21 protein-coding genes are annotated in these 25,798 nt (G+C 73.7%); 15 read left to right on the top strand and 6 right to left on the bottom strand.

The window, feature by feature from the left end; translation table 11 throughout:
* Positions 1-4 precede the first annotated feature (4 nt).
* Positions 5-1,603, bottom strand: a complete 1,599-nt coding sequence (locus ADK67_RS18990; RefSeq protein WP_053717769.1) for a hypothetical protein — start codon at positions 1,601-1,603, stop codon at positions 5-7.
* 79 nt (positions 1,604-1,682) lie between these two features.
* On the opposite strand from ADK67_RS18990, the gene ADK67_RS18985 reads away from it, so the two are divergent.
* Positions 1,683-3,317, top strand: a complete 1,635-nt coding sequence (locus ADK67_RS18985; protein ID WP_053717768.1) for a hypothetical protein — start codon at positions 1,683-1,685, stop codon at positions 3,315-3,317.
* Positions 3,314-4,528, top strand: coding sequence for a nucleotide-binding protein (locus ADK67_RS52615; protein ID WP_053717767.1), 1,215 nt, complete (start codon positions 3,314-3,316; stop codon positions 4,526-4,528). The genes ADK67_RS18985 and ADK67_RS52615 overlap by 4 nt, the downstream gene beginning before the upstream one ends.
* Before the next feature lie 3 nt (positions 4,529-4,531).
* Here ADK67_RS52615 and ADK67_RS18975 read toward each other — a convergent pair whose 3' ends face one another.
* On the bottom strand, positions 4,532-6,010 hold the full coding sequence (locus ADK67_RS18975) for a macro domain-containing protein (protein ID WP_053717766.1): 1,479 nt from the start codon (positions 6,008-6,010) through the stop codon (positions 4,532-4,534).
* Positions 6,011-6,107: 97 nt separating this feature from the next.
* On the opposite strand from ADK67_RS18975, the gene ADK67_RS18970 reads away from it, so the two are divergent.
* The 5 genes from ADK67_RS18970 to ADK67_RS18950 all read left to right on the top strand — a co-directional run bounded on the left by ADK67_RS18970 (position 6,108) and on the right by ADK67_RS18950 (position 10,831).
* A complete protein-coding gene (locus ADK67_RS18970) occupies positions 6,108-6,737 on the top strand; it encodes a glyoxalase (RefSeq protein ID WP_053717765.1) in 630 nt (209 codons plus the stop codon).
* A 125-nt stretch (positions 6,738-6,862) separates the two neighbouring features.
* The gene (locus tag ADK67_RS18965; RefSeq protein ID WP_197289515.1) at positions 6,863-7,201 is read left to right on the top strand and encodes a PadR family transcriptional regulator; all 339 of its coding nucleotides are present in this window, start codon (positions 6,863-6,865) and stop codon (positions 7,199-7,201) included.
* A complete protein-coding gene (locus ADK67_RS18960) occupies positions 7,198-8,121 on the top strand; it encodes a hypothetical protein (protein WP_053717763.1) in 924 nt (307 codons plus the stop codon). The genes ADK67_RS18965 and ADK67_RS18960 overlap by 4 nt, the downstream gene beginning before the upstream one ends.
* A 414-nt stretch (positions 8,122-8,535) precedes the next feature.
* Complete coding sequence (locus ADK67_RS18955; RefSeq protein ID WP_063797645.1) at positions 8,536-9,780, top strand: FAD-dependent monooxygenase; 1,245 nt, start codon at positions 8,536-8,538, stop codon at positions 9,778-9,780.
* Positions 9,764-10,831, top strand: a complete 1,068-nt coding sequence (locus tag ADK67_RS18950) for a 3-deoxy-7-phosphoheptulonate synthase (RefSeq protein WP_053717762.1) — start codon at positions 9,764-9,766, stop codon at positions 10,829-10,831. Before ADK67_RS18955 ends, ADK67_RS18950 begins: the two co-directional genes overlap by 17 nt.
* 12 nt (positions 10,832-10,843) lie before the next feature.
* Here the strand turns inward: ADK67_RS18950 and ADK67_RS18945 are convergent, their stop codons facing one another.
* Positions 10,844-12,211 carry a permease prefix domain 1-containing protein gene (locus ADK67_RS18945; RefSeq protein WP_053717761.1) on the bottom strand — a complete coding sequence of 456 codons (1,368 nt, stop codon included), beginning with the start codon at positions 12,209-12,211 and terminating at the stop codon, positions 10,844-10,846.
* A complete protein-coding gene (locus tag ADK67_RS18940; RefSeq protein WP_442974167.1) occupies positions 12,208-12,588 on the bottom strand; it encodes a PadR family transcriptional regulator in 381 nt (126 codons plus the stop codon). Before ADK67_RS18940 ends, ADK67_RS18945 begins: the two co-directional genes overlap by 4 nt.
* 204 nt (positions 12,589-12,792) lie before the next feature.
* On the opposite strand from ADK67_RS18940, the gene ADK67_RS18935 reads away from it, so the two are divergent.
* Positions 12,793-13,440: a response regulator transcription factor gene (locus tag ADK67_RS18935; protein ID WP_053717808.1), complete on the top strand. Its 648-nt coding sequence runs from the start codon at positions 12,793-12,795 to the stop codon at positions 13,438-13,440.
* On the top strand, positions 13,437-14,783 hold the full coding sequence (locus ADK67_RS18930; protein ID WP_063797644.1) for a sensor histidine kinase: 1,347 nt from the start codon (positions 13,437-13,439) through the stop codon (positions 14,781-14,783). Before ADK67_RS18935 ends, ADK67_RS18930 begins: the two co-directional genes overlap by 4 nt.
* 207 nt (positions 14,784-14,990) lie before the next feature.
* On the opposite strand, the gene ADK67_RS18925 is transcribed toward ADK67_RS18930, so the two are convergent.
* Positions 14,991-16,487 (bottom strand): aromatic amino acid ammonia-lyase, encoded by a 1,497-nt coding sequence (locus ADK67_RS18925; RefSeq protein WP_197289514.1) that lies wholly within the window; start codon positions 16,485-16,487, stop codon positions 14,991-14,993.
* A gap of 63 nt (positions 16,488-16,550) precedes the next feature.
* Here ADK67_RS18925 and ADK67_RS18920 point away from each other — a divergent pair, with 63 nt between their 5' ends.
* From ADK67_RS18920 to ADK67_RS18895, 6 genes are read left to right on the top strand one after another with little or no spacing between them, the layout of a single operon-like run.
* A complete protein-coding gene (locus tag ADK67_RS18920; protein ID WP_053717760.1) occupies positions 16,551-18,101 on the top strand; it encodes an NAD(P)-binding domain-containing protein in 1,551 nt (516 codons plus the stop codon).
* Positions 18,088-19,548, top strand: coding sequence for a class I adenylate-forming enzyme family protein (locus ADK67_RS18915; RefSeq protein ID WP_063797643.1), 1,461 nt, complete (start codon positions 18,088-18,090; stop codon positions 19,546-19,548). The genes ADK67_RS18920 and ADK67_RS18915 overlap by 14 nt, the downstream gene beginning before the upstream one ends.
* A 10-nt stretch (positions 19,549-19,558) precedes the next feature.
* Positions 19,559-21,142 (top strand): NAD(P)-binding domain-containing protein, encoded by a 1,584-nt coding sequence (locus ADK67_RS18910; protein WP_053717759.1) that lies wholly within the window; start codon positions 19,559-19,561, stop codon positions 21,140-21,142.
* On the top strand, positions 21,139-22,230 hold the full coding sequence (locus tag ADK67_RS18905; protein WP_053717758.1) for an alpha-hydroxy acid oxidase: 1,092 nt from the start codon (positions 21,139-21,141) through the stop codon (positions 22,228-22,230). The genes ADK67_RS18910 and ADK67_RS18905 overlap by 4 nt, the downstream gene beginning before the upstream one ends.
* Positions 22,212-23,621, top strand: a complete 1,410-nt coding sequence (locus tag ADK67_RS18900) for a cytochrome P450 (protein WP_082403578.1) — start codon at positions 22,212-22,214, stop codon at positions 23,619-23,621. Before ADK67_RS18905 ends, ADK67_RS18900 begins: the two co-directional genes overlap by 19 nt.
* Positions 23,618-24,904 carry a cation:proton antiporter gene (locus ADK67_RS18895; RefSeq protein ID WP_053717757.1) on the top strand — a complete coding sequence of 429 codons (1,287 nt, stop codon included), beginning with the start codon at positions 23,618-23,620 and terminating at the stop codon, positions 24,902-24,904. The genes ADK67_RS18900 and ADK67_RS18895 overlap by 4 nt, the downstream gene beginning before the upstream one ends.
* 3 nt (positions 24,905-24,907) lie before the next feature.
* Here the strand turns inward: ADK67_RS18895 and ADK67_RS18890 are convergent, their stop codons facing one another.
* Entirely contained in the window at positions 24,908-25,351 is a 444-nt protein-coding gene (locus ADK67_RS18890; protein ID WP_053717756.1) for a hypothetical protein, read from the bottom strand.
* Positions 25,352-25,798 lie beyond the last annotated feature (447 nt).

Below are 25,798 nucleotides of genomic sequence, written 5' to 3'. Positions count from 1 at the left end.
CCGCTCAGCCTCGCAGGTGGCCGTTGCCCAGCACGCTCCAGACGCGCAGGACGATCGCGACCGCCAGGGCGGTGCGCTCACCGTCCGCCAGTCCGGGATCGGGCCTGACCAGGGCGGGGTGCCGGGTTTTCAGGTAGCCGAGCAGCATCGCCGCCGCGTACGTGCCGCACACCGCGACCAGGCGGAAGCCCGGCAGCCGGTCGAGCGCGAACACCAGGACGTCGAGGTCGCCGAAGTCGTCGGTCGACACCCGGTCGAGGGCGTACGTCATCGTGACGTCGCCCCGGGCGAGCCACTCGTCGAACGTGCGCGCCACCCGCCCGTCCAGCAGCACGCACACCTCCTCGCCGCGCAGCACGTCCTGCACGCCGGTGGTGGTCAACGTCGTCTGCGTGGTCAGCACGGACGCGTCGATCCCCCGGTCACGCAGCTCCGCGGGTGTCGTGGTCGACGGCAGCAGGCCGACGACCGCCCGGCCGTCGGGCGTGCGCAGCCCGTTCAGGAGCGCGACCACCACGTCCGGCAGCTCCACGTCCGGAGGGAACCTGAACTGCCGCCGCGCCGCGTCCCGCGACAGCCACACGGCCACCCGCAGGCTGGTGTCCAGCAACGGGCTGTCGACCGGGACGACCCGCACCTCCAACGGCTCGCGCAGCCGCACCGCCTGCCGGTCGAACTCGGCCGGGTCCTCGACCGGGCTGATCCGGGTCGTGCGCACCGCCAGCCCGGCCGCGAGCTCGGGGTCCTCGGCGCGGACCGCCTCCGTCAGCCGCCGCACCAGCACCTCCTCGTCACCCCACCCGATCGTGTCCCGACCGGTCGAGGCGAGCACGTCCCGCACGTGCTCGTGGCAGCGGCGCAGCAGCACGTCCTCGGTGAACTCCCTGAGCCGCCGCACCTCGTCCGCCGGCCTCGACGGCACGTCGCCGTCCAGCCGCACCCAGCGATCCGGGTACAGCGCGGTGAGCGCGGCGATGTCGTCACCGTGCTCGGCGAGCAGTTCGGCGTACACGGCCGACCACCCGGCCGGACCGCCCGCGGCCTCGAACGCCGCCAGCCGGTCGTCCGGCCGGTCCACCCGGAACGCGGCCCGCGTGTCCAGCCTGGTGAGGCCGCGGTCCAGCAGCGCAGGCACCGAGCCGGGCGACATGAAGCACCGCGCCGCCGCCTCCAACGCGGCCTCCCGCAACGCCCACGGCGCGGTCTCGTCGCCGGTCAGCGCCAGCCCGCGGGTCAGGTGCGCGGTGTACTCGGCGTTGCCCGCGAGCAGTTCCCGGACGGCGCCGACGCCGAGCAGGGCGGCCGACATCGTGGTGGCGAAGCACTCCTGGGTGTCCTCCGACAGCGCGGCCATCCAGCGGAGCGCCTCGCGCGGCGCGCCGCGGCGGTCGCCGACCGCCGTGCTCAACGCCGCCACCAGCCCCCAGCCGCTGGACGCCTGCAGCTCGCGGTGCAGGCTCTCGTGCTCCTCGACCATGATCCTCAGCCGACGCCCGCGGGTGACCGGCGCGGCCACCTCCCACGCGTCCACGCCGTCGTAGCCGCCCTGCGCGCCGTGGCGGAACGCGGCGCGGAACCCTTGGCAGCCGATAACATCCGGCATGCCGCCCCCTCGCTCCTCGGGTCTCCTGCATACCAGGCGGTGGCACGGCGCCGGTTCGACCACGCGACGGAGGACCTGCTTGTCACCCGAACGGATCGTTTTCCGGTGTGCGCGGGACGGGCTGGCGGCCACGCTCGAAGGCGGGCTGCTCGGCGGTTACGACGGCGCGGGCGCGTGGTCGCTGATCCTGGGCAACATCGCGCCCGGCGACGAGCAGCTGATGGTCGAGACGCACGAAGGGCTGCACCACGAGCTGCAGGCGTCCACCGCCTACGGTCGGGTCACCGCGTCGGCGCGGTTGCTGGCCCGCCGCGGCTTCCGCTCCTCCGCGCTCACCGAGCTGTTCTTCGACATGGTGGACCGCTCGCACGGCACGCACGAGGCGTTCGCCACCACGGTGTCGGCGTCCGTCGTGGGCGTGGCCCGTGCCCGTGAGCTGCTCACCGGCAACACCGACTACCTCGGCCACCTCGATCGCGGCCACGGGCTCGCCGGACCGGCGACCCTGCCGTGGCGGATCCGGGAGACGGCGTCGGCCTCGGTGCTGCGCGCCGTGATGTCGCCGGAAGCCCTGTTCGACGTCCTGGCGCGGGGCTTCGACCGGCTGACCCGCCGGGCGTTCGACGAGGGTGACCACCCGGACGTCCGGCTGGCCGCGTTCGAACGCGCCGGCGGCCCCGACACGTGGGCGGACCTGGTCCGCGACCTGGCGGCGGAGTTCCCGGACCACGCGCTGGACGCGGGCGACCCGGACCGCCGGGAGCTGCCGGACGACGCCGATCTCGACCGCGTGCGCGCGTTCGAGGAGGACGTCGTGCTGCGCAGGTGCTACGAGCACGTGTCCGACGTGCTGGCCCGCGAAGGACTGCGCACCATCCCGTGGGACCGGCAGCTGGAGGCCGCCGAGCTGTTCAAGGACGAGGTCGGCCGGGTCGACCCGGAGCTGGGCGAGCGGCTGGCCGTCGTCGCCGAGCGGAGGCCGGTGCTGGACGACGCGCTGGAGTACGACCGGCAGGGGATCGAGCTGCGCGGCCCGCTGCCCGCGCGGACCGTCGACGTCGACACCACCCTGGCGTCGCTGCGGGCGTTCCAGTCGTGGGACGTCGACGGCGACCCGCACGTGTGCGGCGTGTGGCTCGGGCGTCGGGTGGCGCGCAAGCAGTTCGCGTTCCAGGACGAGCTGCCCGACCCGGTGGTGGCGCTGATGGCGCCGATGCGGTTCCCGGACGGCGAGGTGCTGGTGTTCGGCCTGCTGCCGTCGGACTGGACGCCCCGCCAGGTCCAGGACGTGCTCGGGGACGTGCCGCTGCTGGTGCTGACCACCCACCACACCCTCACGGACGACGGCACGACGGCGTTGTTGCGCACGGTCGAGCCGGTGTTCGTGCTCATGGACCTGCCCGTCGCGTGGCACGTCGAGGACTGGTTGCGGCAGGATGCGGCGGTGCGGATGGCGCTCGTGCCGCTGGACGGGTTCGAGGGCGGCGACCTGCTGCTGCTCGCCTTCGACGTGGACCGGTCGCCCGGCTTCCGGTTCGTCCACGTCGGCGGCCGGACGGCGGTCTCGCTGCTCGCCGAACGGCTGCGCCTGCGGCACGGCGACCGCCTGGAGATCACCGCCGAGGTGCTCCGGGAGGACGCCGTGGCGTTGAACTACGCGCTCAACCACGTGCTGGGCGCGTGGCGGGTCCTCGACCAGGACGGGGTGGAATGACCGGGGAGCAGCTCGGCGAACGGCTCACCGCCGTGATCCGCGGCGAGGCGCGGGAGCCCGTCGTCCTCGACTCCGCGTTCGTGGCCGAACTCGCCGAGGCGTTCGCGACCGACCTGCGGGAGTTCACCATCGCGATCCGGGTCCTGGTGGACCGGCACGCGGGGCCGACGCCCGCCTTCGAGGTCCGCACCGGCACGTGGCGCATCGACCTGGCGCCCGCCGCGGCCCGTGCCGTGCTGACCGGCGCGGTGACCACGGCGGCGATGTGGCTGATGGAGATCGACCACCTCCCCGCCGGCGCCCTGGCCGCGGTGGCCGCGCTGCTGTGGTCGGTCGAGTCGGTCCGCGTGGACGCGGGCGAGGTCGTGCTGCACGCGCGGCTGGCCCGGTCGGCCGGCGGCGGGCCGCGGACGTTGGCCGAACTGCACGAGGCGCTGCCCGACGACCTCCGGGCGGAGCTGCCCCCGGAGGAGCTGGCCGACGTCGTGGAGCGCTTCCACCGCGCCGGGCTGGCCGAGTGGACCGAGCAGGGCATCACGCTCACGCCGCCCGGCACGCGTCGCGCGGTGCGGCTGCGGTTCGCCGAGCCGTCCTACGCGGCCGTCGCCGCCCAGGCCTCCGAAACGACCGAGCCGACCGAACGGGGTGGACCGCGGGTGGACCAGCGCAAGGTGTTCGTCGTGCACGGACGTGACGAGCAGGTGCGGCGGGCGGTGTTCGAGTTCCTGCGCGCGCTCGGTCTCGACCCGCAGGAGTGGGAGCCCCTGGTCGCCGCGACCGGCAGCGCGACGCCGTTCCTCAACGACGTGGTGGCCCAGGGGCTCGCGCCGGGCAGCGCGCAGGCCGTGGTCGTGCTGCTCACGCCCGACGACGTGGTGACGCTGCACCCGAGCCTGCGCGCCCCGCGCGACCCGGCCGACGAGACCGGCCTGGCGCTCCAGTCCCGGCCGAACGTGCTGATCGAGCTGGGCATGGCGCTGAGCGCCTACCGGGACCGGACGGTGATCGTGGAGTTCGGCCGGCTGCGGCGGATCGCCGACCTCGACGGGCTCAACGTGGTCCGGTTCGACGGCACCGAGGTCTCCCTGGCCAAGATCGCGGGCAGGCTGAAGAACGCGGGCTGCGCGGTGGACGACCGGGGCGCCGACTGGCGGCTGGTGGACCGCTTCGCCGGCCTCGCCGCGGACGAGCGCGCGCCCGAGCTGGGCTGACCGTCACAACCGCCGCAGGAACGCGGCCACCTCCGCCAGGTCGACCCCCGGCGCGTCGTCCGGGTGCACGACGATGGTGAGTTCCTTGCAGAGCAGGTGCTCCCGCGAACGCGCGACGTAGGACAGCAGGATCAGCTTGATCAGGTTCTCGCGGTCGAGCAGGTCGATGCGGGCCAGCTCGGAGCCCAGCACGGGCAGCGCGACGGGCCGCCGCTGACCGTGCTCGGCCAACGCCGCCCACAGCAGGCCGAGGCTCGTCCACAGCGCGTCGACGGTCGAGCGGGCGACCAGGTCGTCGCCCATCGTGCTGTACGCCGAGCAGAACACCTTGCCGTCGCCGGCGGGCAGCACCGCCACCGTGCCGATCGGGTAGCGGGTCAGCTTGCCGAGCCGCTTGTCGCCCGCGGCGATCACGGCGTGCGGCTCGACGCCGTCCAACGCCTCGGCCAGGTCGCGGTCGAGGCGGTCCACGTCGCCCGCGTACCGGCGGCTCAGCAGTTGGCCTTGGACGCTGCGCCCGCTGATCACCAGGTCGCCGGCGGTGTCGGTGTCGAAGGTGTCGGTGAAGCCGACGACGAGGTGCCCCGGCTGGTCGAACAGGTCGCCGACCACCACCCGGACCGCGGTCGCCGGGTGCCGGAAGTCCCGGTGCGCGCCGACCGGCCGCAACCCCTTCCGCACGCCCCACGCCACGCCCACCGCGGCCGAGACCGCCATCGCCTGCCACGACTGCCGGACCGCCGTGTCGAGCAGCACGTCGGCGAGCGCGGTGGCCGCGACCGCGACGCCGAAGGCGGACAGCGCGTGCACGGCGAACCTCGGGGGCGAGACGCGGCGGGTGAGCGCCCGTCGCCGCGGCGCGGGCCCGGTGCTCGCGGCGGACCCGGTGCTCGGGGCGGGCTCGGGCAGCCGGGGCACGCGCAGCCACGCGTGGGCGGAGGTGCGCTTCACGTGCACCGGGATCTGCCGGTACTCCTCCGGCGCGGCGGCCGGGTCCTGCTCGACCACGTCGTGGAAGAACGAGTCCGAGACGACCAGCGACAACGGCGTCCCGGCGCGTTTCAGGGCGGCACGCGCCGCGCCGGCGTCGAGGATGCGGAACGCGAAGCTGATGGCGGGGCTCACCGCTCCCCTGCTGTTGAGCCGCACCTCACCCGCGTGCAGCGCGACCCGCAGCCTGATCGCGGCCTGCGGGGAGTGCACGGCGTTGTGCCGGTGCAGGGCGCGGAGCAGCCCGTCGGGCAGCCGGTTGGCGAACGCGCTCTTGGAGATGTCGGACGGGACGAGGATCAACGCGCCGTCGCCGCGGTTCTCGGTGAAGCACCGTTCGAGGTCCACGCCGGCGTCGGCGAAGGCCGAGCCGAGGATCCGGTAGAGGCCGTCGTGCGCCGCGGCCTGGTGCGCGGCGGTGCGTGCGGGGTCGGTGTAGTCGGCGATGTCGACGACCACGATCGTGCGGTGGTGCGCCTCGGGTTGCGTCATGAAACCTCCGTACCGGTCGGCGGCCCCGATCGCCGGCGCCCGGACCGGTCAGGAATCGAGAAGCACCGGTCACGGGGTCGGACCTAGCGTTCTCCCCATGGCAACCATCGAATCCGTCACCCTCGACGTGGCCGACACCGCGGCCGCCCGACGCTTCTACACCGCCGCCTTCGGCCTGGACGGGCAGATCCGGCTGCGGGCCTCCGAGGCGCCCACGACCGGCTTCCGCGGCTTCACGCTGGCGCTCACGGTGTCCCAGCCGTCCACCGTCGACAGCCTCGTCGCGACCGCCCTCGCCGCCGGCGCGACCACGCTGAAGCCCGCCGCGAAGTCGCTCTGGGGCTACGGCGCCGTCGTGCAGGCGCCGGACGGCGCGATCTGGAAGATCGCGACCTCCGCGAAGAAGGACACCGGCCCCGCCACCCGGGAGATCGACGAGATCGTGCTCCTGCTCGGTGTCGCCGACGTGGGCGCGAGCAAGCGGTTCTACACCGGGCAGGGCCTCGCCGTCGGCAAGAGCTTCGGCCGCGTGTACGTCGAGTTCGCCGCCGGGTCGGGCCCGGTCAAGCTCGCGCTGTACCGGCGGCGCGCCCTGGCCAAGGACGTCGGCGTGCCGCCCGAGGGCACCGGGTCGCACCGGCTCACGATCGGCGGCGACGCCGGCGCCTTCACCGACCCGGACGGGTTCGCCTGGGAGGCGTCGGCTCAACTCCCCACGACCGTGTGACGGCCGTGCCGCCGCGCGGTCTCGACCTCCGCCGGTGTCACACCCAGCCGTCACCAGGCGAGCGGCCCACCCGATCGTGGCGACCGGAAGTTGCAATGCTCCGATGATCGGTATATACCGATCACATGACAGACGGGGCCTTGAGGGAACCGACGTTCCTGATCCTCACGGCGTTGGCCGCGCGCCCGCAGCACGGCTACGGCATCCTGCTCGACGTCGAGGAGATCTCCGAGGGCCGGGTCAAGCTGCGCGCGGGCACCCTGTACACCGCGCTGGACCGGTTGTCCGCGGACGGCTGGGTGGCTGTCGACCGGGAGCAGGTCGTGGACGGCAGGCTCCGTCGCTACTACCGGCTGACCGACGAGGGGGCAGCCAGGCTGGAGATCGAGGTGCAGAGGTTGCGGTCGCAGACCCGAGCCGCGGAGCGACGCTTGCGGCTACGGCCGGCGGGGGGCACGGCGTGAGCGAGTTGGAGCGGCGCTACCGGCGGCTGTTGGCGCGGTACCCGCGCGATCACCGCGAACGCCACGGCGACGAGATGCTGGCGGTGCTGATGTCGGCCGCCGGCGACCGGGACCGGCCGAGCACGCGGGAGACCGCCGACCTGATGTGGGCCGCGGTGCGGTTGCACCTGCGGCGGGTGGTGGTGGCCGACGGCGGCGTCGACGCCCGGGACGTGCTGGCGGTCGTCAGCCTGCTCGCGCCGCTGGCGCTGCTGGCCGGCGCCACGACCGGCGTGCACGAGATCGCGTGGTTCGTGAAGGCGGGCGCGATCGGGAGCATGCCGTGGACCACGCAGTTCCCGGACGCGCCGGTGTGGGTCCTCTGGGGTGTGGTGGCGGTGCTCGTCCTGCGCGGGCGGTCGCGTGCCGCCGCGGTGGTCGCGTGGCCCGCCGTGGTCTTGTCCGTGCTGGTCGCGGCGTTCTACCCGCACCAGCACTGGTGGACCGGGATGGACGCGGGGTGGATCCTGGTCGGCCTGCTGACCGCGGTCGCGCTGACGTGGTCGCCGGGGCCGGCGCGCGGCCGGGAACTGGTCGGCCGCAAGGCGGTCCTCGTGATGGCCGTGACGGTCGCCGCGACCGTGGCGCTGGGCGTGCTCGGCTCCCGCGAGCCGGTGGTCGAGTTCCTCCGGCTGGCCGCGGTGATCGGCGGCACGCTGGTGGCGTGCGGCCACCGGTCGAGGGTCGGCCGCCGGGCCGCGCTGATCCTGCTGCTGCCGACCGTGACCATGGTGCTGGGCTACGCGCAGCTGCTCGTGTCGCTCCGCATGCCGACGTCCTTGGAGGTGGCGGTCTTCTACGGCCTGCCGGTCGTGGCGCTGCTCGCGTTGGGCGGCCTGCCGCGCCGCGTCCGCCGGCGCCCCGACCGACCGGTCACCTGATCGGACGTCCCACCACGTCGACGAGGTCGTCCGGCCGGCACCGGCGCACGACCTCGTCGGGCGGCGTTCGGGTGCCGTCCCGAAGAATTCGCCTCGTCGGGTGATCTTCCGCGACAAGCGGTGAAGCCTGCACCGGTCCGACGGGTTCCACGGCCGTCCGACCACTCGTCGTGTGACGGAACGCAACCTCTACGGAGGACACCGCCCTGACAGCGCGTGACCCACGAGGCGACGCGGAGCACGCCGGACGCGATTGCCGCCCCCGGAACCGGCGCATACGCTCGGTGCACAGGACGGCCTGTTGATGCCGCCGGCGACGATCGGCCGCCCGCACGGGGCGACACCGGATGGCGAGACCCGGCAGCGGGTCGAGGTCCACCGCGTCTCACCGCGACTTCCGCGCAGGAGCGACCCATGCCAGAGGTGCCACCCCAGTCCACGAACGGCGACGAGAGCGACGGGCACGTGCCCGTCGCCGTGATCGGCGCGGGGATCGGGGGCCTGGTCACCGCCTTGGCGTTGCGCCGCCAGGGTGTCCGGGTCGTGGTGTTCGAGCAGGCCGACGCGCTCACCGAGGAGGGCGCGGGGCTCGCCCTCGGCGCGAACGGCACCAGGGCGTTGGTGCGGCTCGGACTGGGCGCGGAGCTGCGGCGGATCGCCTTCCAGCCGGAGCACGTGGTGTTCCGCCACTGGCGCACCGGCGCGGTGCGGCAGGCACTACCCCTCGGCCGCGACTACGAGGAGCGGTTCGGCGCGCCGTTCTGCACCTTCCACCGCGCGGACCTGCGACGGCTGCTCGCCGACCGGTACCTCGACGAGGGCGGCGAGCTGCGCACCGGGCACCGCTGCGTGGCCGTCACCCCGCTGGGCGACCGGGTCGACGTCGAGTTCGACGGCGACCGGCGGGTCGAGGCCGGTGTGGTGGTGGGTGCGGACGGCGTGCACTCCGCGGTGCGGACGGGCGTCGTCGGAGCCGATCGCGCGGTCTACTCGGGCCGGTCGGGCTACCGCGGCCTGGTCGCGGCCGAACGGGTCGGCGGCGTGGCCGACGAGCTGTCGTTCCACCTCGGCCCGGGCAAGCACATGGTGGTCTACCCGGTGCACGGTGGCGAGACGGTCAACTTCCTCGCCGTGGTGCGCGACCCGCGGTGGACCCGGGAGTCGTGGGTGCGCCGCGGCCGGGTCGCCGACGTGCTGGCCGCGTTCGCCGACTGGTCGCCCGCGGTCACCCGGATCGTCGGCGCCGCGGACGAGGTGTCGCACTGGGGCCTGTTCGACCGCGAACCCGTCGACCGCTGGAGCCGGGAACGGGTGACGCTGCTCGGCGACGCCGCGCACCCGATGCTCCCGCACCACGGCCAGGGCGGCAACCAGGCGATCGAGGACGCGGTGGTGCTGGCGGCCTGCCTCCGCAGGTGGCCGGCGCAGCCCGCCCTGGCGCTGGACCGCTACGAACGGGCCAGGCGCACCAGGACCCGGATGCTGCAACGGGGTTCGCGGCGCAACGGCGAGTGCTTCCAGCTCCCCGACGGGCCCGCCGCCGACGCGCGGGACGACGCGCTGCGCCGGCTGCCCGAAGACCTGGCGTGGATCCACGGCTACGACGCGGACACCGCGCTGGCGACCCTGGAGGAGTCCCACCATGGCGAACTCGTCTGAGGTCGACGGCGCGGCGCCGGCCGTGCCGCGGCAGGTCCAGCGCGGAAACGCCCGCGTGCCCGCCCTCCCGCCGCTGGTGCTGCCGCAGCAGTGCGACCGGCTCACCGCGGAACTCGGCCAGGTCGCCGACGGGCGGGCGCTGCTCCTGCACAGCGGATCAGGCTCGGAGCCGTCCCACGACACGGGCGCGTACCGGTTGTCGCGCGAGCTGGCGCTGGTCCTCGGCCACGCCGCGTGCCTGCCGGTGGTCACCGTCGGCCGGGTGGACGCCGAGGGCCCGGACGTCCGCCGCCGGTACCGGAACTCGGCCCGGCGCTTGGAGGAACTGCGCGTCCTGGTGTCCGACCCGGCCACCGCGGAGCTGGTGCGGGCCTCGCTCGACCGGCGCCTCGCCACCGCGGGCGCCGCGACGCACCACGCCGAGGTGGTCGCCCTCGTGCGGTCACGGCTGACGGGACCGCACCCCGGGCCGCCGGACCTCTTCGTCAGCCACGAGGCGGTCCTGCCGGACTACGAGGTCGCGCTGGTCCGGGTCGATCCCCGCACCGGACGCCGGTTCGGCGCCTCCGGGCACCTGCTGTGGGCGGGCGACCGCACCCGCGCGCACCTCGACTTCCTGACCGAGGTCGACAACCCGGTGGCGGTGGCGCTCGGCCCGAACGCCACCGCGCGGAACGCGGCCGGGCTGGCCCGCAGGCTCAACCCCGGTCACGTCCCCGGACGGCTGACGTTCATCACCCGGTTGGGCGCGGGTCGGGTGCGCCGGGAGCTGCCGCGGTTGATCGACGCCGTGACCGACACCGGCGTCCCGGTGGCGTGGGTGTGCGATCCGCTGCACGGCAACACGTCCGGCTCCCGGGCCGGTGACTTCGCGGACGTGATGGCCGAGGTACGCGGCTTCCACGACGCGCACCAGGCCGCCGGCACCCACGCCGGCGGCCTGCACGTGGAACTGGTCGACGATCTCACCGGGACCGGCGGCGGCCCGCGCCTCAACCGCGATCAGGCGCTGGCACTGGTCCTGTGGACCGCCGAACGGCGTGCGCGGTGACGTTCGGCCCGGTCACAGGTAGCCGAACAGCGGCGGGAACAGCAGCACCACGACCCACGCCCACACCGCGAACACCGGGAGGTACGCGGTCTGCCAGCGTTCGAGCGCGGTGAACGGCTTGCGCCGGCGGATCAGGGAGAACAGCAGCCAGGCCGACCACGCGAGGTTGGCCAGGAGGACGACGTTCTCGCCCAGCGCCGCCGCCTTGTTGGGCGTGGTGCCGAACTCGGTGATGCGGCCGGTGATCTCCAGCAGCACCAGCACGTCGATCACCAGCGCGCTGACCACGAGGGCGAGTTGCAGCTTGTCGAACGCGCCGGGCGGGGCCAGCGGGTCGCGGGCGGAGAACGAGTAGAGCAGCAGGCCCAGCACCACGACCAGCAGCAGGTCGAACAGGATCAGCGCCTCGCGTTCGACGTCGATGCCCGAACTGGTGACGACGAGGGTCACCAGGAACGCCAGCAGCACCGCCGTGAACAGCGGGGTGAACAGCCGCGTCAGCACCGGGGCGATGTTCTCCACCACGCTCTGCTTGGCCTCGACCAGCCACCCGGCCACCACCACCGCCGCCGCGGCGCCGCACGGGAGCACCCACTGCGCGATGACGGTCTCCGGCGAGATCCCGATCGCCTCGAACGTGCCGAACACGAAGCCGGTCAGCACACCGCCGCCGAGCGCGATGAGGACGTAGTAGATGAACCACTCGCCGGTGAAGCGGACGAAGTCCATGCGCCGCCGTGACGACCGCACGTCGTCGGACACGTAGGACAAGCCGACCACGAACCACAGCGCGATCGGCAGGTGGATGCTCGTCAACACCACCGACTGGGAGTCCTCGGCGAGCGGGTAGGCGTTGGCGGCCACGGCGCCGAGGGCGAACAACGCCACCAGCACGCCGACCAACCCGGCCGCGGCACGGCGGCGCCAGGCCAGGAAGCCCGCCAGCCACGGCAACGCGAACAGGCCGACGTTGGGCCCGTAGAACGCGGCGTCGTCCTCCAGGCTCAGGCCGAACAGCTCCGGCGCCTTCACCGACGCCGCCGCGCCCACCGCGCAGGCCACCATCACCCACAGGTCCCGCCGCGACCGGCCGCCCGGCGCCGGGCCGTCGGGTCCGCCGGTCAGCACCAGCTGCTTCCACAGCCGTTCCGAGTGCTCCCGGGCGAACTCGCGGGACAGCTCGTCCAGGCTGCCCATGCGCTTGACCGCGACCAGGAACGCCTCGTCGGCGTGGAGCCCGGCGGCCACGAGGTCGTCGACCGAACCGCGGAGGTGGTCTTCGAGCTCCTCCACGTCGGTCTGCCGCAGCTCCCGGCGACGCTGCACGTAGTGCCGCCACTGGGCGAACTGCGCCTCGAGGTCGCCTTGATCGTCGGTCATGCGAAGTCTCCCAGCGGGAACGTGGTCAACGGCCGCGCGTCGTCCGAACGGGGCCAGATCTCCTTGAGCGCGCCCACGACCGCGGCCCACTGCCGACGTTGCTCGGCGAGCTCGGCCAGGCCGCCGGGCGTGATCCGGTAGTACTTGCGCCGCCGCTCACCGGCGACCGACCGCCAGCTCGACTCCACGTGCCCGAGGCGTTCCAGCCGGTGCAGCAACGGGTAGAGCAGCCCTTCGGTCCAATCCAGCTCCCCGCCGGACAGCTCGTTGATCCGCCGGAGGATGGCGTACCCGTAGCTGTCCTCCTCGGCCAGGATGCCCAGCACCATCGGCGTCGCCGACGCGGCCACGAGGTCCTTGGTGACCTTCAACGACACCTCCCCTCACGACGTACCCTAGATGTGCAAGGCATAGTACTTCTAGGTATCGCGCGGTCGCAACCGGGGCGGGACCGACCATCTGGGACGCAGCCGGCGGAACTCCGATGGTCGGCGCTCTCATCACGTTGACCGAACACCCGGAAGTGGGATTCTGGTGGCGTGCAGGGCAACTCCAGATCCTGGCCGGCCAACTGCTTCCGGTTGCTGCTGGTGGAGGACGACCGCGAGCTCGTGGAGTTGCTCGCCGCCGCGTTGCGCGACGAGGGGTACACCGTGGACGTTGCCCTGGACGGGCAGCGCGGGCTGCACCTCGGCCTCACCCGCCCGTACGACGCGGTGGTCATCGACCGCGGCCTGCCCGACCTGGACGGGCTCGACCTGCTGGTGCGGCTGAGGGCGAGGTCGGTGCGGGCGCGGGCGTTGATCCTCACCGCGCTGGGCACCGTCCACGACCGGATCGACGGTCTCGACGCAGGCGCGGACGACTACCTGGTGAAACCGTTCGACCTGGACGAGTTGAGCGCGCGGCTGCGGGCGCTGTGCCGGCGGGCGCTGGAACTGGCCGACGTGCTGCGGATCGGCTCCGGGCACCTCGACGTCGGGCAGCGGGAGGTGGTGCTGCCCGACGGCGGGCGGGTGCCGCTCACCACCCGGGAGTTCACGCTGCTGCGCGTGCTCGCCACCTACCCGGGCACGGTGCACACGCGGGCGTCGTTGCGGCGCGTGGTGTTCCCGGACGCTTCGGCAACATCCATTGTGGACACCTACGTGTACTACCTGCGGTCCAAGATCGACCGTTCGGTGGTGCACACGGTGCAAGGACTCGGATATCGCTTGGGGGCGTTGTGAGCCGTTCGTGGGCCGAGGCGGAACGCGCGGTGGTCCGGCGGGCTCGCCTGCGGATCAGCGTGCTGGTCGGGCTGGCGATCACCGTGCTGGTCGCGTTCGTCGGCGGGATCGCCTACGCCGTGATGGTGCACGCGCAGGACGCGCAGGTGACGCGCGAGCTGCAGTACAACGCCCGGTTCGGCGTGCCGTCGACCCCTCCGGGGTGCACGTGGCTGTTCATCCTCGACGACGGCGTGCTGGACGACGGCGTGCTGAAGGTGCCGCCGGGTTTCCCGCTGCGCGAAGACCTCGACGCGGTCGCGGCGTCCGGCGGGGTCATCGAGCGCGAACTCGACCTGAACGGCACCGAGTACCTGGTGCTGACCCAGCGCGGCGCCGGCGACAGCACCGTGCAGGCGGTCTTCGACACGCGCTACCAGCTCGCCGACCGGCGGCACCTGCTGCTGGCGCTGGCGATCGCGGAGGTCGGCGGCCTGCTCGCGGCGGCGTTGATCGGGCTGGGCGTCGGCCGCCGCACGGTCGCGCCGCTGGCGGAGGCGCTGGCCAGGCAGCGGCGGTTCGTCACGGACGCGAGCCACGAGCTGCGGACGCCGATCGCGCGGGCGTACACGCGGGCGCAGCTGCTCGCCCGGTGGGCGAAGGCGGCGGACCTGCCCGACGACCACCGCGACGGTCTCGACAAGCTCGCCAGCTCGATCCGCGGGCTCGGCGACGTGGTGGACGACCTGCTGCTGTCGGCGCGGCTGAACCGCCGGTCCGAGGGCGTCGACGGTCACGCGGTGGACCTGGCCGCGTTGGCGGAGTCCGCGGTGGAGACCGAGGGCGACCGGGCGGACGAACGGCGGATCACGCTGACCGTCGAACGCCCCACCGGCCCGCTGATCGTCACCGGTGTGGAGACCGCGTTGCGGCGCGCGGTGGACGAGCTGCTGGCGAACGCCGTGCGCCACACGCCGGAAGGCGGTCGGATCGACGTGCGCCTCGGGCTGCGGGGCGGGCACGTCGAGCTGACCGTCGCCGACACGGGCGAGGGTTTCGACCCGGTCGAGGCGGACCGGCTGTTCGACCGGTTCCACCGCGGCGCGGGCGGGGCGGAGCGGCGGTTCGGGTTGGGGCTGGCGCTGCTGCGGGAGGTCGTGACGAGCCACGGCGGCACGGTGGAGGCCGCGGGCCACCCGGGCCAGGGCGCGCGGTTCACCCTCCGAATCCCCGCCGCCGCCAGCTCCGCCGACACCACCACCGAGGCCGGCTCGGTCACGGGAAAGGCGATCAGCACCGGGCCGGCGGTCACCGAGCCGATCGACCCCGCCGCCGAAGGCAAGATCGGCACCGGACGGCGGTGACCACCCGGCCGCAGCCGCCGCAGCCATCGGGCCTTGGCCGAACCAGCCACCGCAGCCGCAGCCATCGGGCCTTGGCCCACCCGGCCGCCGAGGCCATCGAGCCTTGGCCGAGCCGGCCACCGCAGCCGAGGCCATCAGCGCCGCACAGCGGTGGCCGAACCCGGCCGTCCGCACCGGACAGCCGCAGCCGAGCCGGCCCGAAGAGGATCAGTACCGGCCCCCGGTGACCAGGTCGGCGGCCGCCCGCACGTCCGCGTCGAGCGGGCGGTCCGGGTCGACCGGGGCGATCGCGTCGGCGAGGGCGTCGAGCAGAGCGGCGCAGCGGGGCGCGGTCGGTCGGCGGCCTCCCACGTGGACCGCCTGCCGCAGGCCGAGCGCCAGCGAGCCGCACAGCAGCCGGAGCAGTTCTGCGACGTCGTAGGCGCGCAGCGCGGCCTGCGTGCCGAACGGCACGACGTCCTGGTTGTGCAGGTTCGTCGGCAGGCTCTGGGTGCTCGCGGGCAGTGCCGCGCGGCGGATCTCCACGACGAACGCGGTCGTGGCCAGCTGCACGCCCTGCAACCCGTGCTGACGTCCGGGTCCGGCCGCCAGCATCGGCGGCAGGCCGGTGTTGCGCACCGGGTCGACCAGCAGGTCCAGCTGCCGTTCGGCGAGGTTGCCCAACGACGCCGTGACCATGGCCAGCACGTCGGCGGCGAACGCGGCCGGCTGGCCGAAGAAGTTGCCGCCGTGCGCGACGAGGTCGTCACCGGGGAAGAACAGCGGGTTGTCGCTGACACCGCCCAGGTCGGCCGCCACCACGCCGTCGACGTAGCGCAACGCGTCCTCGGCCGCGCCGAGCAGCTGCGGCGAGCACCGGATGCTGTAGGGCTCCTGGAGCGCACGCTCACCGGTCGGCACCGTGCCCGCGAGGGTGGCGCGCATGCGCTCGGCGACGGTGGCCGCGCCGGGGTGCCCGTACGCGGAGATCAGCCGTGGGTCGAGGAAACCGGGGTCACCGCCGACGACGTCCACGAGCAGGCAGGTCAAGTCCTGGATCGCACGGTGCGAGGCGCGCACGCTGTCCAGCGCGAGAGCCGCGGCGGCGGTCGTGACCGACGTGCCGTTGACGAGCGCCAGCGCGTCACGCCCGTCGAGGGTGAGCGGCGTGAGGCCGGCACGGCGCAGGGCGTCGTCCGCGGGCATCCGCTCGCCGTCCAGGTAGGCGTGACCGCGGCCGCGCAACGCCTGGGTCGCGTAGGCGAGCGGGATGAGGTCGCCGCTCGCGCCGACCGAGCCGTAACGCGGGATCGCCGGCACGAACGTGGTCGCGAACATCGCCGCGAGCCCGTCCAACACGTCCGCGGACACGCCCGAGACGCCCTGGGCGAGCGACCACGCCCGCACGAGCAGCGCGGCGCGGGCGATGTCGGCGGGCAGGTCGGGCCCTTGGCCCGCGCCGAGGTGTGCGAGGGTGTTGTCGCATTGGTCGGCTTCGTCCTCACGGCCCGCGAAGCCGATCAGGGCGCCGAACCCGGTCTTGGCGCCGTAGACGGGCCGATCGTCGTCGGCCAGCACCGTGCGCAGGTACTCGCGGCCCCGGTCGACCCGTTCCCGGACGACGGGGCTGACGAGCACCGGTAGCGGCGCGGCGGCACGGTGGAGGTGGTCGCTCCTCAGCGGTGCGCCGAGGTCCACGGGGGCGTCGGTCACGGTCGTGGTCACCGCACTGACGGTAGGCAGTCGATCTCAGAGAGTTCTGAGATCCGGTGCGTAGCTTCCTGGCTCATGGCGCACGACTACCTGATCATCGGGGCGGGACCGGCCGGTTTGCAGCTCGCCGCCCTGCTGGAGCGCGACGGTCGCGATTACGCCGTCCTCGAACGCGGCACCGGACCGGGCACCTTCTTCACCCGCTACCCGCGGCACCGGACCCTGATCTCCATCAACAAGGTGCACAGCGGCTACTCCGACCCGGAGCAGCGGCTGCGCATGGACTGGAACTCGCTGCTGTCCGACGATCCCGAGCTGCTGTTCACGCGCTACAGCCCCCGGTACTTCCCCGGCGCCGACGACCTGGTCCGGTACCTGGCCGACTTCGCCGCGGCCACCGGGGTCCGGGTCCACTACGGCACCGAGGTCGCGCGGATCTCCCGTGACGACGAGGGGTTCGCCGTGCTCGACGGCGGTGGGCGGACGTGGCGTGCCGCGCGGGTCGTGGTGGCGACCGGGGTCTCGCAACTCCACGTGCCGCCGATCCCCGGCATCGAGCACGCCGAGCGCTACGACACGTTCGACACCGACCCGGAGTCGTTCACCGACCAGCGGGTGCTGGTGATCGGCAAGGGCAACTCGGGGTTCGAGACCGCCGACGCCCTGGTGGAGCACGCGGCGGTCATCCACGTGGCCGGCCCGCACTCGGTGCGGCTCGCGTGGCAGACGCACTACGTCGGCCACCTGCGCGCGGTGAACAACAACTTCCTCGACACCTACCAGCTCAAGTCGGAGAACGCGGTCATCGACGGCGCGGTGGAGCTGATCGAGCCGCGGCCCGGCGGCGGTTTCCGCGTCCGGTTCCGCTACGCCCGCGCGGCGGAGTCGTCGCGGGAGGTGGAGTACGACCGGATCGTGGCGTGCACCGGGTTCCGGTTCGACGCCTCGGTGTTCGACGACAGCTGCCGCCCGGCGCTGGTGATCGACGACCGGTTCCCGGAGCAGACGCCCGCGTACGAGTCGACCACCGTGCCGGGCCTGTACTTCGCGGGCACGCTCACGCAGCAGCGCGACTTCAAGAAGTCCACCAGCGGGTTCATCCACGGCTTCCGGTACGGGGTCCGCGCCCTGCACCGCATCCTCGCCGCACGCCACCACGACACCCCGTGGCCGTCGACGCAGCTGGCGCCGTCACCGGAGGCGATCGGCGACGCGCTGGTGGCCAGGGTGAACCGGTCGTCCGCGCTGTGGCAGCAGTTCGCGGTCATCGGCGACGTGGTCACGGTGTCCGGCGACACCGCGCGGTACGAGGAGGAGGTGCCGGTGGCCTACGTCGCCGACGGCGGCCTCGGCCCGGCCGAGCACCGGTTCGTCGCGACGCTGGAGTACGGGCCCGACCACGACACGGTGGACCCGTTCGACATCGCCGTCCCGCGCGTGGTCGAGAACGACGCGGCCAACGCGCACGACGCGAGCTACCTGCACCCGGTGGTGCGCTACTACCGCGACGGCACGCTCAACGCGACCCACCACCTGGCCGAGAACCTCGAGAACCAGTGGGACCTGCCGGCGGTGCACCAGCAGCCGCTGACCGCGTTCGTGAAGGAATGCCTTGCCGGCGCGTGACACCGAGCCGTTCCCGCGCGCGGTGCTCGACGTGCTCGAGACCGCCGGGGGCCGGCCGGTGTTCGAACACGGCTCGCGCGTGGTGAGCGGCGCGGAGATGCTCGACCTGGTCGCGAGGATCGCCGCCGGTCTGCGCGGGAGAGGTCTGGGACCGGGTGACGGCGTCGTGCTCCTGCTCGGCGTCAACCCGGAGGCGTTCGCCACGATCCTCGCCGCGCACGCCGTGGGCGCGCGCGTGCTGGGTGTGCGGCCGGGGCTGCCCGACGACCAGGTGCGCCACCTGCTCTCCCTCGACGTCGCCGCCGTGATCACGGACACGGTCCCGCACGAGCCGGGCCCCCGCGCGCTGACCGTCGACGCGTTGCTCAAGACCCGTGCCGACGGTCGGCCCCGGTGCGCGGGCAGGCCCGCGGACGTCGCCCGGCTGATCCACACCAGCGGCAGCACGGGCACGCCCAAGGCCTGTGCGCAGACCTACGCCGCGATGACGGCCGCGTGGACCGCGCGACCGGACGCGTGGCCGCCCGCGATCCGCGAGCTGGCCTCCCGGCTGGACCGCTTCCTGGTGTTCGGGTCGCTGTCGAGCCAGGTGATGTTCGAGTACGCGGTGGTGGCGATCACCGCCGGTGGCGCCGCGGTCGTCGCCGACCCGCCGGGGTTCCCCGACGCGATCACCCGCCATCGCGCCTCGGCGAGCGTGATCACGGTGCCGCGGTTGGCGAAGCTCGTCGCCGCGCAGCGCCGCGACCCGGCCGACCTGTCGTCGTTGCGGGCGCTGATGGTGTCCGGGTCGCCGCTGACGACCGACCGGCACCGCGAGGCGCTGGACGTGCTCGGACCGGTCCTGTTCCAGGGCTACGGCCAGAGCGAGACGGGCATGATCTCGATGGCGACCCCGGCCGACCCGCCCGGCACGGTGGGCGTACCGCCCGCCGCCGTGCGCGTCGAGGTCCGTGACGAGGACGGCGCGCCGACGGCACGGGGCGTCGACGGCGAGCTGTTCGTCCGCACGCCAGGGCAGGCCGACGCGTACTGGGCCGACCCGGCGCGGTCGGCCGAGGTGTTCGCGGACGGGTGGGTGCGCACCCGCGACCTCGGCCACTTCGACGCCGACGGCCACCTGCGCCTGACCGGCCGGACCCGCGACGTGGTGATCGTCAACGCGAACCTGCACTACGCGGGCCCGATCGAACGGGTCATCGCCGAGCACCCGGACGTCGCCGAGGCGTACGTGGTCGCCGTGCCGGACGACGACACCGGCGAGGCGGTGCACGCGTACGTGGTGCCGACCGGTGACCACGGGCCCGACCTCCCGGCGCTGCGCGCGCTGGTGACCGCCCGGCTCGGCGCGGCGTGCGCGCCGGTGGCCGTGACCGTGATCGCAGAACCGCCGCTCGCACCGAGCGGCAAGCCGGACAAGCGCCTGCTGTCCCACATCCAGACGTGAGGAGAAAGACGTGTCCAGCGAGGTTTCGACGGAGTGTCTCGTGATCGGCGCCGGCCCGGCTGGGCTCCAGGCCTCGTACCTGCTGTCCCGCGCCGGGCGGGACCACCTGGTGCTGGAGGCCGGTGACGCGCCCGGCGCGTTCTTCACCCGGTTCCCCCGGCACCGCACGCTGATCTCGATCAACAAGCCGAACACCGGGTGGGACGACCCCGAGCTGAACCTGCGCACCGACTGGAACTCGTTGCTGTCCGACGACCCGTCGCTGCTGTTCACCGGCTACACGCCGCGCTACTTCCCGCACGCCGACGACATGGTCCGCTACCTGGCGGACTTCGCCGCCGAGCACGAGCTGCCGATCCGCTACGGCACGTCGGTGGTGGAGGTGTCCCGGCCGGACGACTTCGTGGTGCGCGACCAGAACGGCGTCACCTACCGGGCACGGCGGCTCATCGTCGCCACCGGGGTGTCCAAGTCCTACGTGGCGCCGATCGAGGGTGCGGAGCTGGCCGAGCGGTACGACGACGTGTCGGTGGACCCCGCCGACTTCACCGGCCAGAAGGTGCTGATCGTCGGGCGCGGCAACTCGGCGTTCGAGACCGCCGACAACCTGATCGAGACCGCGTCGGTCATCCACGTCGTCGGGCCGGGGTCGCTGAAGCTGGCGTGGCAGACGCACTTCGTCGGCCACCTGCGCGCGGTCAACAACAACTTCCTCGACACCTACCAGCTCAAGTCGCAGAACGCGGTGCTGGACGGTCGGGTGCTGGACATCCGCCGCGACGGGGACTCGTACCTGGTGCGGGTCAGCTTCGTGCGGGTGCAGGAGCGGGTGAAGGAGATCCGCTACGACCGGGTGATCATGGCGACCGGGTTCCGGTTCGACGCGTCGATCTTCACGCCCGAGTGCCGGCCGCGGCTGACCATCAACGACCGCTTCCCGGACCAGACCGCCGCCTGGGAGTCGGTGAACGTGCCCGACCTGTTCTTCGCGGGCACCATCACGCAGGCCAGGGACTTCAAGAAGTCGACCAGCGGCTTCATCCACGGCTTCCGGTACGGCGTGCGCGCGCTGCACCACATCATGGAGCACCGCTACCACGGCGTGGCGTGGCCGAGCCGGGACCTCTCGCCCACCCCCGACGCGGTGGCCGACGCGGTCGTCGAGCGGGTGAACCGCACCTCGGCGTTGTGGCAGCTGTTCGCGTTCATGGCGGACGCGGTGCTGGTCGGGCCGGACGGCGCGCTCCGCTACGCCGAGGAGGTGCCGCTGGCCCACCTGCACGAGGCGGTCGCGCGCGGCGACTTCGGCGACGTGGAGTCCTACCTGGCCGTGACGCTGGAGTACGGCGCGGACCACGACAAGGTCAACCCGTTCGACGTCACCGCGGGCCGGGTGTCGCAGGAGGACACGAGCGGGCTCGACGGCCGCTACCTGCACCCGGTGGTCCGGCACTTCCAGGGCGGGGCGCTCCTCGGCGAGCACCACCTCACCGAGAACCTCGAGAACGAGTGGGACAGCGAGGACGTGCACCGGGCGCCGCTGCTGGCGTTCCTGCACGCCCGGCTGGCCCGGGCCGCGGTGGGTTCACCGTGAGCGCCGGGCTCACCGAGTTGCACGAGAAGGCCCGCGCGGTGCTCGACCCCGTGCACTACGACTACTACGCGGGCGGTGTCGGCGACGAGGTCGTGCTCGGGGAGAACGAGGCGGCGTTCCGGCGCCTGGCCCTGCTGCCGAGGGTGTTGCGCGGCCGGGCGACCCGGGACCTCGGCGTCGACCTGCCCGGCGGGCGCCTCGACCTGCCGGTGCTGGTCGCGCCGACCGCGTTCCACCGGCTCGCCCACCCCGACGGCGAGCTGGCGACGGCGCGGGCCGCCGCCGCGGCGGGGACCGTGCTGGTGTCCGGGGTGGCCTCGACGGTGGCGATCGGTGCCGTGGTGGCGGCGGCACGGGCCGTGGACGCGGACGCGTCCGTCTGGTTCCAGCTCTACCCGCAGCCCGACGACGCCGTGGCGGAGAGCCTGGTGCGCCGGGCGGAACGGGCGGGCTGCACGGCGCTGGTGGTGACCGCCGACTCGCCGGTGTTCGGCAGGCACCGCCGCGACGCCGAGCACGGCTTCCACGACCTGCCCGCGGGGCTGGCGGCGGAGAACATGCGCGACCTGCCCGGTGGTCCGCCGGGCGGCGTGCGGGACATCGAGATGTCGCCGTCGGTGTCGTGGGCGCACCTGGACCGGCTGCGGGAGCTGACGTCGCTGCCGTTGTGGCTCAAGGGTGTCCTCCACCCGCGTGACGCGGTGCTCGCGGTCGAGCACGGGGTGGCCGGGATCGTGGTGTCCAACCACGGTGGCCGCCAGTCCGACCTGGCGCCCGCGGCGGTCGAGGCGTTGCCCGCGGTGGTCGACGCGGTGGCGGGCCGGGTGCCGGTGGTGCTGGACGGCGGTGTCCGGAGCGGCGGCGACGTGGCCGTGGCGCTCGCGCTGGGCGCGGCGGCCGTGGGTGTCGGCAGGCCGGTGCTGTGGGGTCTGGCGGCGGACGGCGAGGCCGGGGTGGGGCGCGTGCTCGCCGTGCTGCGCGACGAGTTCGACCACGTCCTCGCGCTGTGCGGCGGCCGTGACCTCGCCGACCTGACCCGGGACCTGGTCGTCACCCGAGGGACGGGGGTGTGCGCGCGGTGTGGGTGACCGGGTTGCTCGCCGCCGCCGTGGTGCTGACCGCGCCGCGCTGGCTGCCGGCGCGGGTGGTCGCCCTGCGCGCCAAGGTGTTCGAGAAGGTCAACGGGGACCAGGCGATCATGTTCCCCAACGCCGACGTCGGGCCGGACCGGTTCCAGGAGGTCTACAGCCACCCGGCGGCGAACGGCCGCAGCCGGGGCGCCGGGCTGTCGGACCTGTTCTGGTACTGGCTCTCCCCCGGCCCCGAGGTGCACCAGGAGCACCTGGAGGCCGGTCCGCGCTACGACGACGTGGCCCGCACGACGCGTGCGCTGCTGGCCGGCCCGGGTGGCGCGCTGACGGCGACGGCGGCCCGCTGCACGGCGAAGGTGCTCGACGAGGTGGTCACCGGGCGGGTCACGCCGGTGCGGCTGCGCGACCTGATGATGCCGGTGTGGGCGGAGTACTTCTACGAGCTGGTGTTCGACGAGCCGTGCCCCCGCGAGGCGCGCGACCTGATCGTGGGGCACGCCGACGACGTGGCGACGGCGTTGAAGTGCACCGGCCTGCGCCACCCCGCCCGGCGGGCGCGGCTGACCCGCTACCTGGCCGGGCGGGTCGCGGCGGGCGACGTGCGGCACCCATTGCCGGCGAGCCTGTCGCCCACCGAGCAGGTGCACTACCTGCAGGGCACGTTCTTCAACACGGCCGTGGTGCAGATGTCCGAGGCGATGGCGCACGTGCTGCTCGCGCTGGCGCAGCACCCGGACGTGGCGGCGAGGCTCGCGGGCGACCCCGCCGACGACCGCTACTTCGCCCACGTGCTCGACGAGACCATGCGGCTCTACCCGCTGTTCGGCATCGCGCACCGCATCACCACCGGTGACATCGCGCTGGACGAGCGCACCACGCTGCCCGCGGGTTCGGTGCTGTGCTTCAGCTACCCCGACTACCACGCCACCGGCTACGCGCGCCCGGACGTGTTCGACCCGGACCGCTGGGCGGAGGTGCCGGTCCGCGCCGCGCACCACATCCCGTTCGGCGTCGCCGCCAACCGGCCGTGTCCGGCGTGGCGGCTGTCACCGCTCGCGCTGCGCGGTGCGACCCGCGAGGTGCTGCGCCGCGTGACGCTGCACTCCACGGTCACGCACACCCGGTCGTTGCCGAGCCGGGGCCCGTGCCTGCTGGTCCGGGTGGGCGAACCGCTGCCACCGCGTCGCCTCGCCGTGCTCGGCGCGTTCCTGCGCGTGCGGGACCGGTGGGAGGACGTGTGGCGCAGCGTCGTCCAGCTCGTGCTCGGCACGGTCATGGTCCTGCACGCCCACCGGCTGCGGTTGGCCGGTCGCTACTTCGACACGCACGACACGCAGGGTCGTCCGGTGCGGCGCGAGCCGCCTTCCACCCAGGAGATCACCCGGTGAACCAGATCCAGTTCGCGTTGAAGGTGTTCGCCGCGCTCGCGGTGGTGCTCGCCGCCACCACGCTGTGCGGGCGCATCGCCATGGCGGTCAAGCAGCCCAGGGTGGTCGGCGAGATGGTCGCCGGCGTCCTGCTCGGGCCCGCGCTGCTCGGCGCCGTGGCGCCGGGGGTGCAGGCCCAGATCTTCCCCTCGGACGTCAAGGACACCCTGTACGTGCTGAGCACGATCGGGTTGACGTTCTACATGTTCCTGGTCGGGTCCTCGCTGGACCACGGGCTCGCCGCCGGGCGGAACATGCGGCGGGCGTCGGCGCTCGCGGTGTCGGGCATCGTGCCGACGTTCGCGCTGGGCGCGGGCGCGGCGGCGCTGTTCTTCGGCTCGCTGAGCCCGGACGGCGCGACCCGGTGGGAGTTCATGCTCTTCGTCGGCGGCGCGCTGTCGATCACCGCGTTCCCGATGCTGGCCCGGATCCTCCAGGAGCGCGGGATCGCGAACACGCCCATCGGCGGCCTCACCCTGGTCGCGGCGGCGATCGACGACGCGGCGGCGTGGGTGATCCTGGCGGTGATCATCGCGGTCGCGGCGGCGGGCAGCGCGTTCGACGCGGTGGGCACGGTGGCGGGCGCGGCGGTGTTCGCGGTGCTGATGCTGACGGTGGGCCGCAACCTGTTCGCCCGGCTGGGCGCGCGGGTGGAGCGCGAGGGCCGGATGAGCCGCGACGTGATGGCGCTCGTGCTGTTCGTCGTGCTGCTGGCCGGGTGGTTCACCGACTTCATCGGCGTGTTCTCGGTGTTCGGCGGGTTCATCACGGGCCTGGCGATGCCGCAGTCGGCGATCGTGCGCCGCGAGTTGGAGACGCGGCTCACCGACCTGAACTCGATCCTGCTGCTGCCGGTGTTCTTCGCGTTCAGCGGCCTGAACACGCAGGTGTCCGGCTTCGGCTCGGGAGGCGGGCTGTGGCTGCCGCTCGCGGTGATCATGGCCGTGGCGTTCGCGGGCAAGTACCTCGGCTGCGCGATCGTCGTGCGGGCCCAGGGCTTCTCGTGGCGCTACGCGTCGGCGGTCGGCGGCCTGATGAACGCGCGGGGGCTGATGATCCTGATCTTCATCAACATCGGTCTCGCGCACGACCTGGTGACACCGGAGCTGTTCGCGATCCTCGTCGCGGTCGCGATCGTCACCACCGCCGCCGCGATGCCGATCTACCGGGCGTCCCTGCCCGAGAGCCTGGAGCGCGACACGACCGACTTCATCCCGCCACCGGTGCCCGCGTCGAACAAGTGAGGTTCAGCCTGCGGCAGGAGCCGTCGCCTCCGGACGGCGGCTCCTCGCCAACCGCCACGTCGGGACCAGCAGCCCGGCGGCGAGGACGACGGGCGTCCAGAGGGACAACCGCTGCCACACCAGGTCGTCGGTGCGGACGACGTGCAGCTCGTGGTAGATGCCGTGCGGCAGGTGGAACAGCAGCACGCCGATCAGCAACGCGGCGACGAACGCCGGTTCCGGCGCCTTCAGGCAGACCAGCGCCAAGGGCCCCAGCTGCAGCAACGCCAGCCCGTAGTCCCGCACGAGGTGCTCGTTGTACGGCGGGAACAGCGCCACCCAGCCACTCGCCCGCGTCGGGTACCCGGAGAAGAACGCCTCCGGCCCCAGCGCCGCCCACAACCCGACCCCCACCTGCAGCAGGACCAGCAGCGCGCACCCGACCCTCAGCACACCCGTCGTGCCCACCCGTGCCCTCCCACGCCCTCCGGTGCAGCCGCCACCGGTTCTAGCGGCCCTGCCCGCGCCCCGCGTGCCGAACCCGGCCGGACCACCCGGTCGGGAACCACCGTGCCGCGATCGTGTGCCTGCCAGCCGGCCCAGCCGGCCCAGCCTGCCCGCCGATCCAGCCTGCACGGGCCGACCCAGCCTGCCCGGCCGACAAAGCCTGCCCACCGACCCAACGTGCGCGGCCAGCCCGGTGTACGCGGCGGACCCGGCATGCCCGCCACCCCAGCGTGCGCGGCCGACCCGGCGTGCCCGCTGCCCCAGCGCGCGCCGCCCCAGCGTGCGCGGCCAACCCGGCGGGCGCGGCTGACCCAGCCTGCGCGGCCGACCCGGCGTGCCCGCTGCCCCAGCATGCCCAGCCGACCCGGCGTGCGCGGCCGGCCCTGGAGCGGGCCGGCCGTGCGCGAC

Source organism: Saccharothrix sp. NRRL B-16348 (assembly GCF_001280085.1).
Classification (GTDB): Bacteria; Actinomycetota; Actinomycetes; order Mycobacteriales; family Pseudonocardiaceae; genus Actinosynnema.
This window is presented reverse-complemented; position numbering and strand designations above follow the sequence as displayed.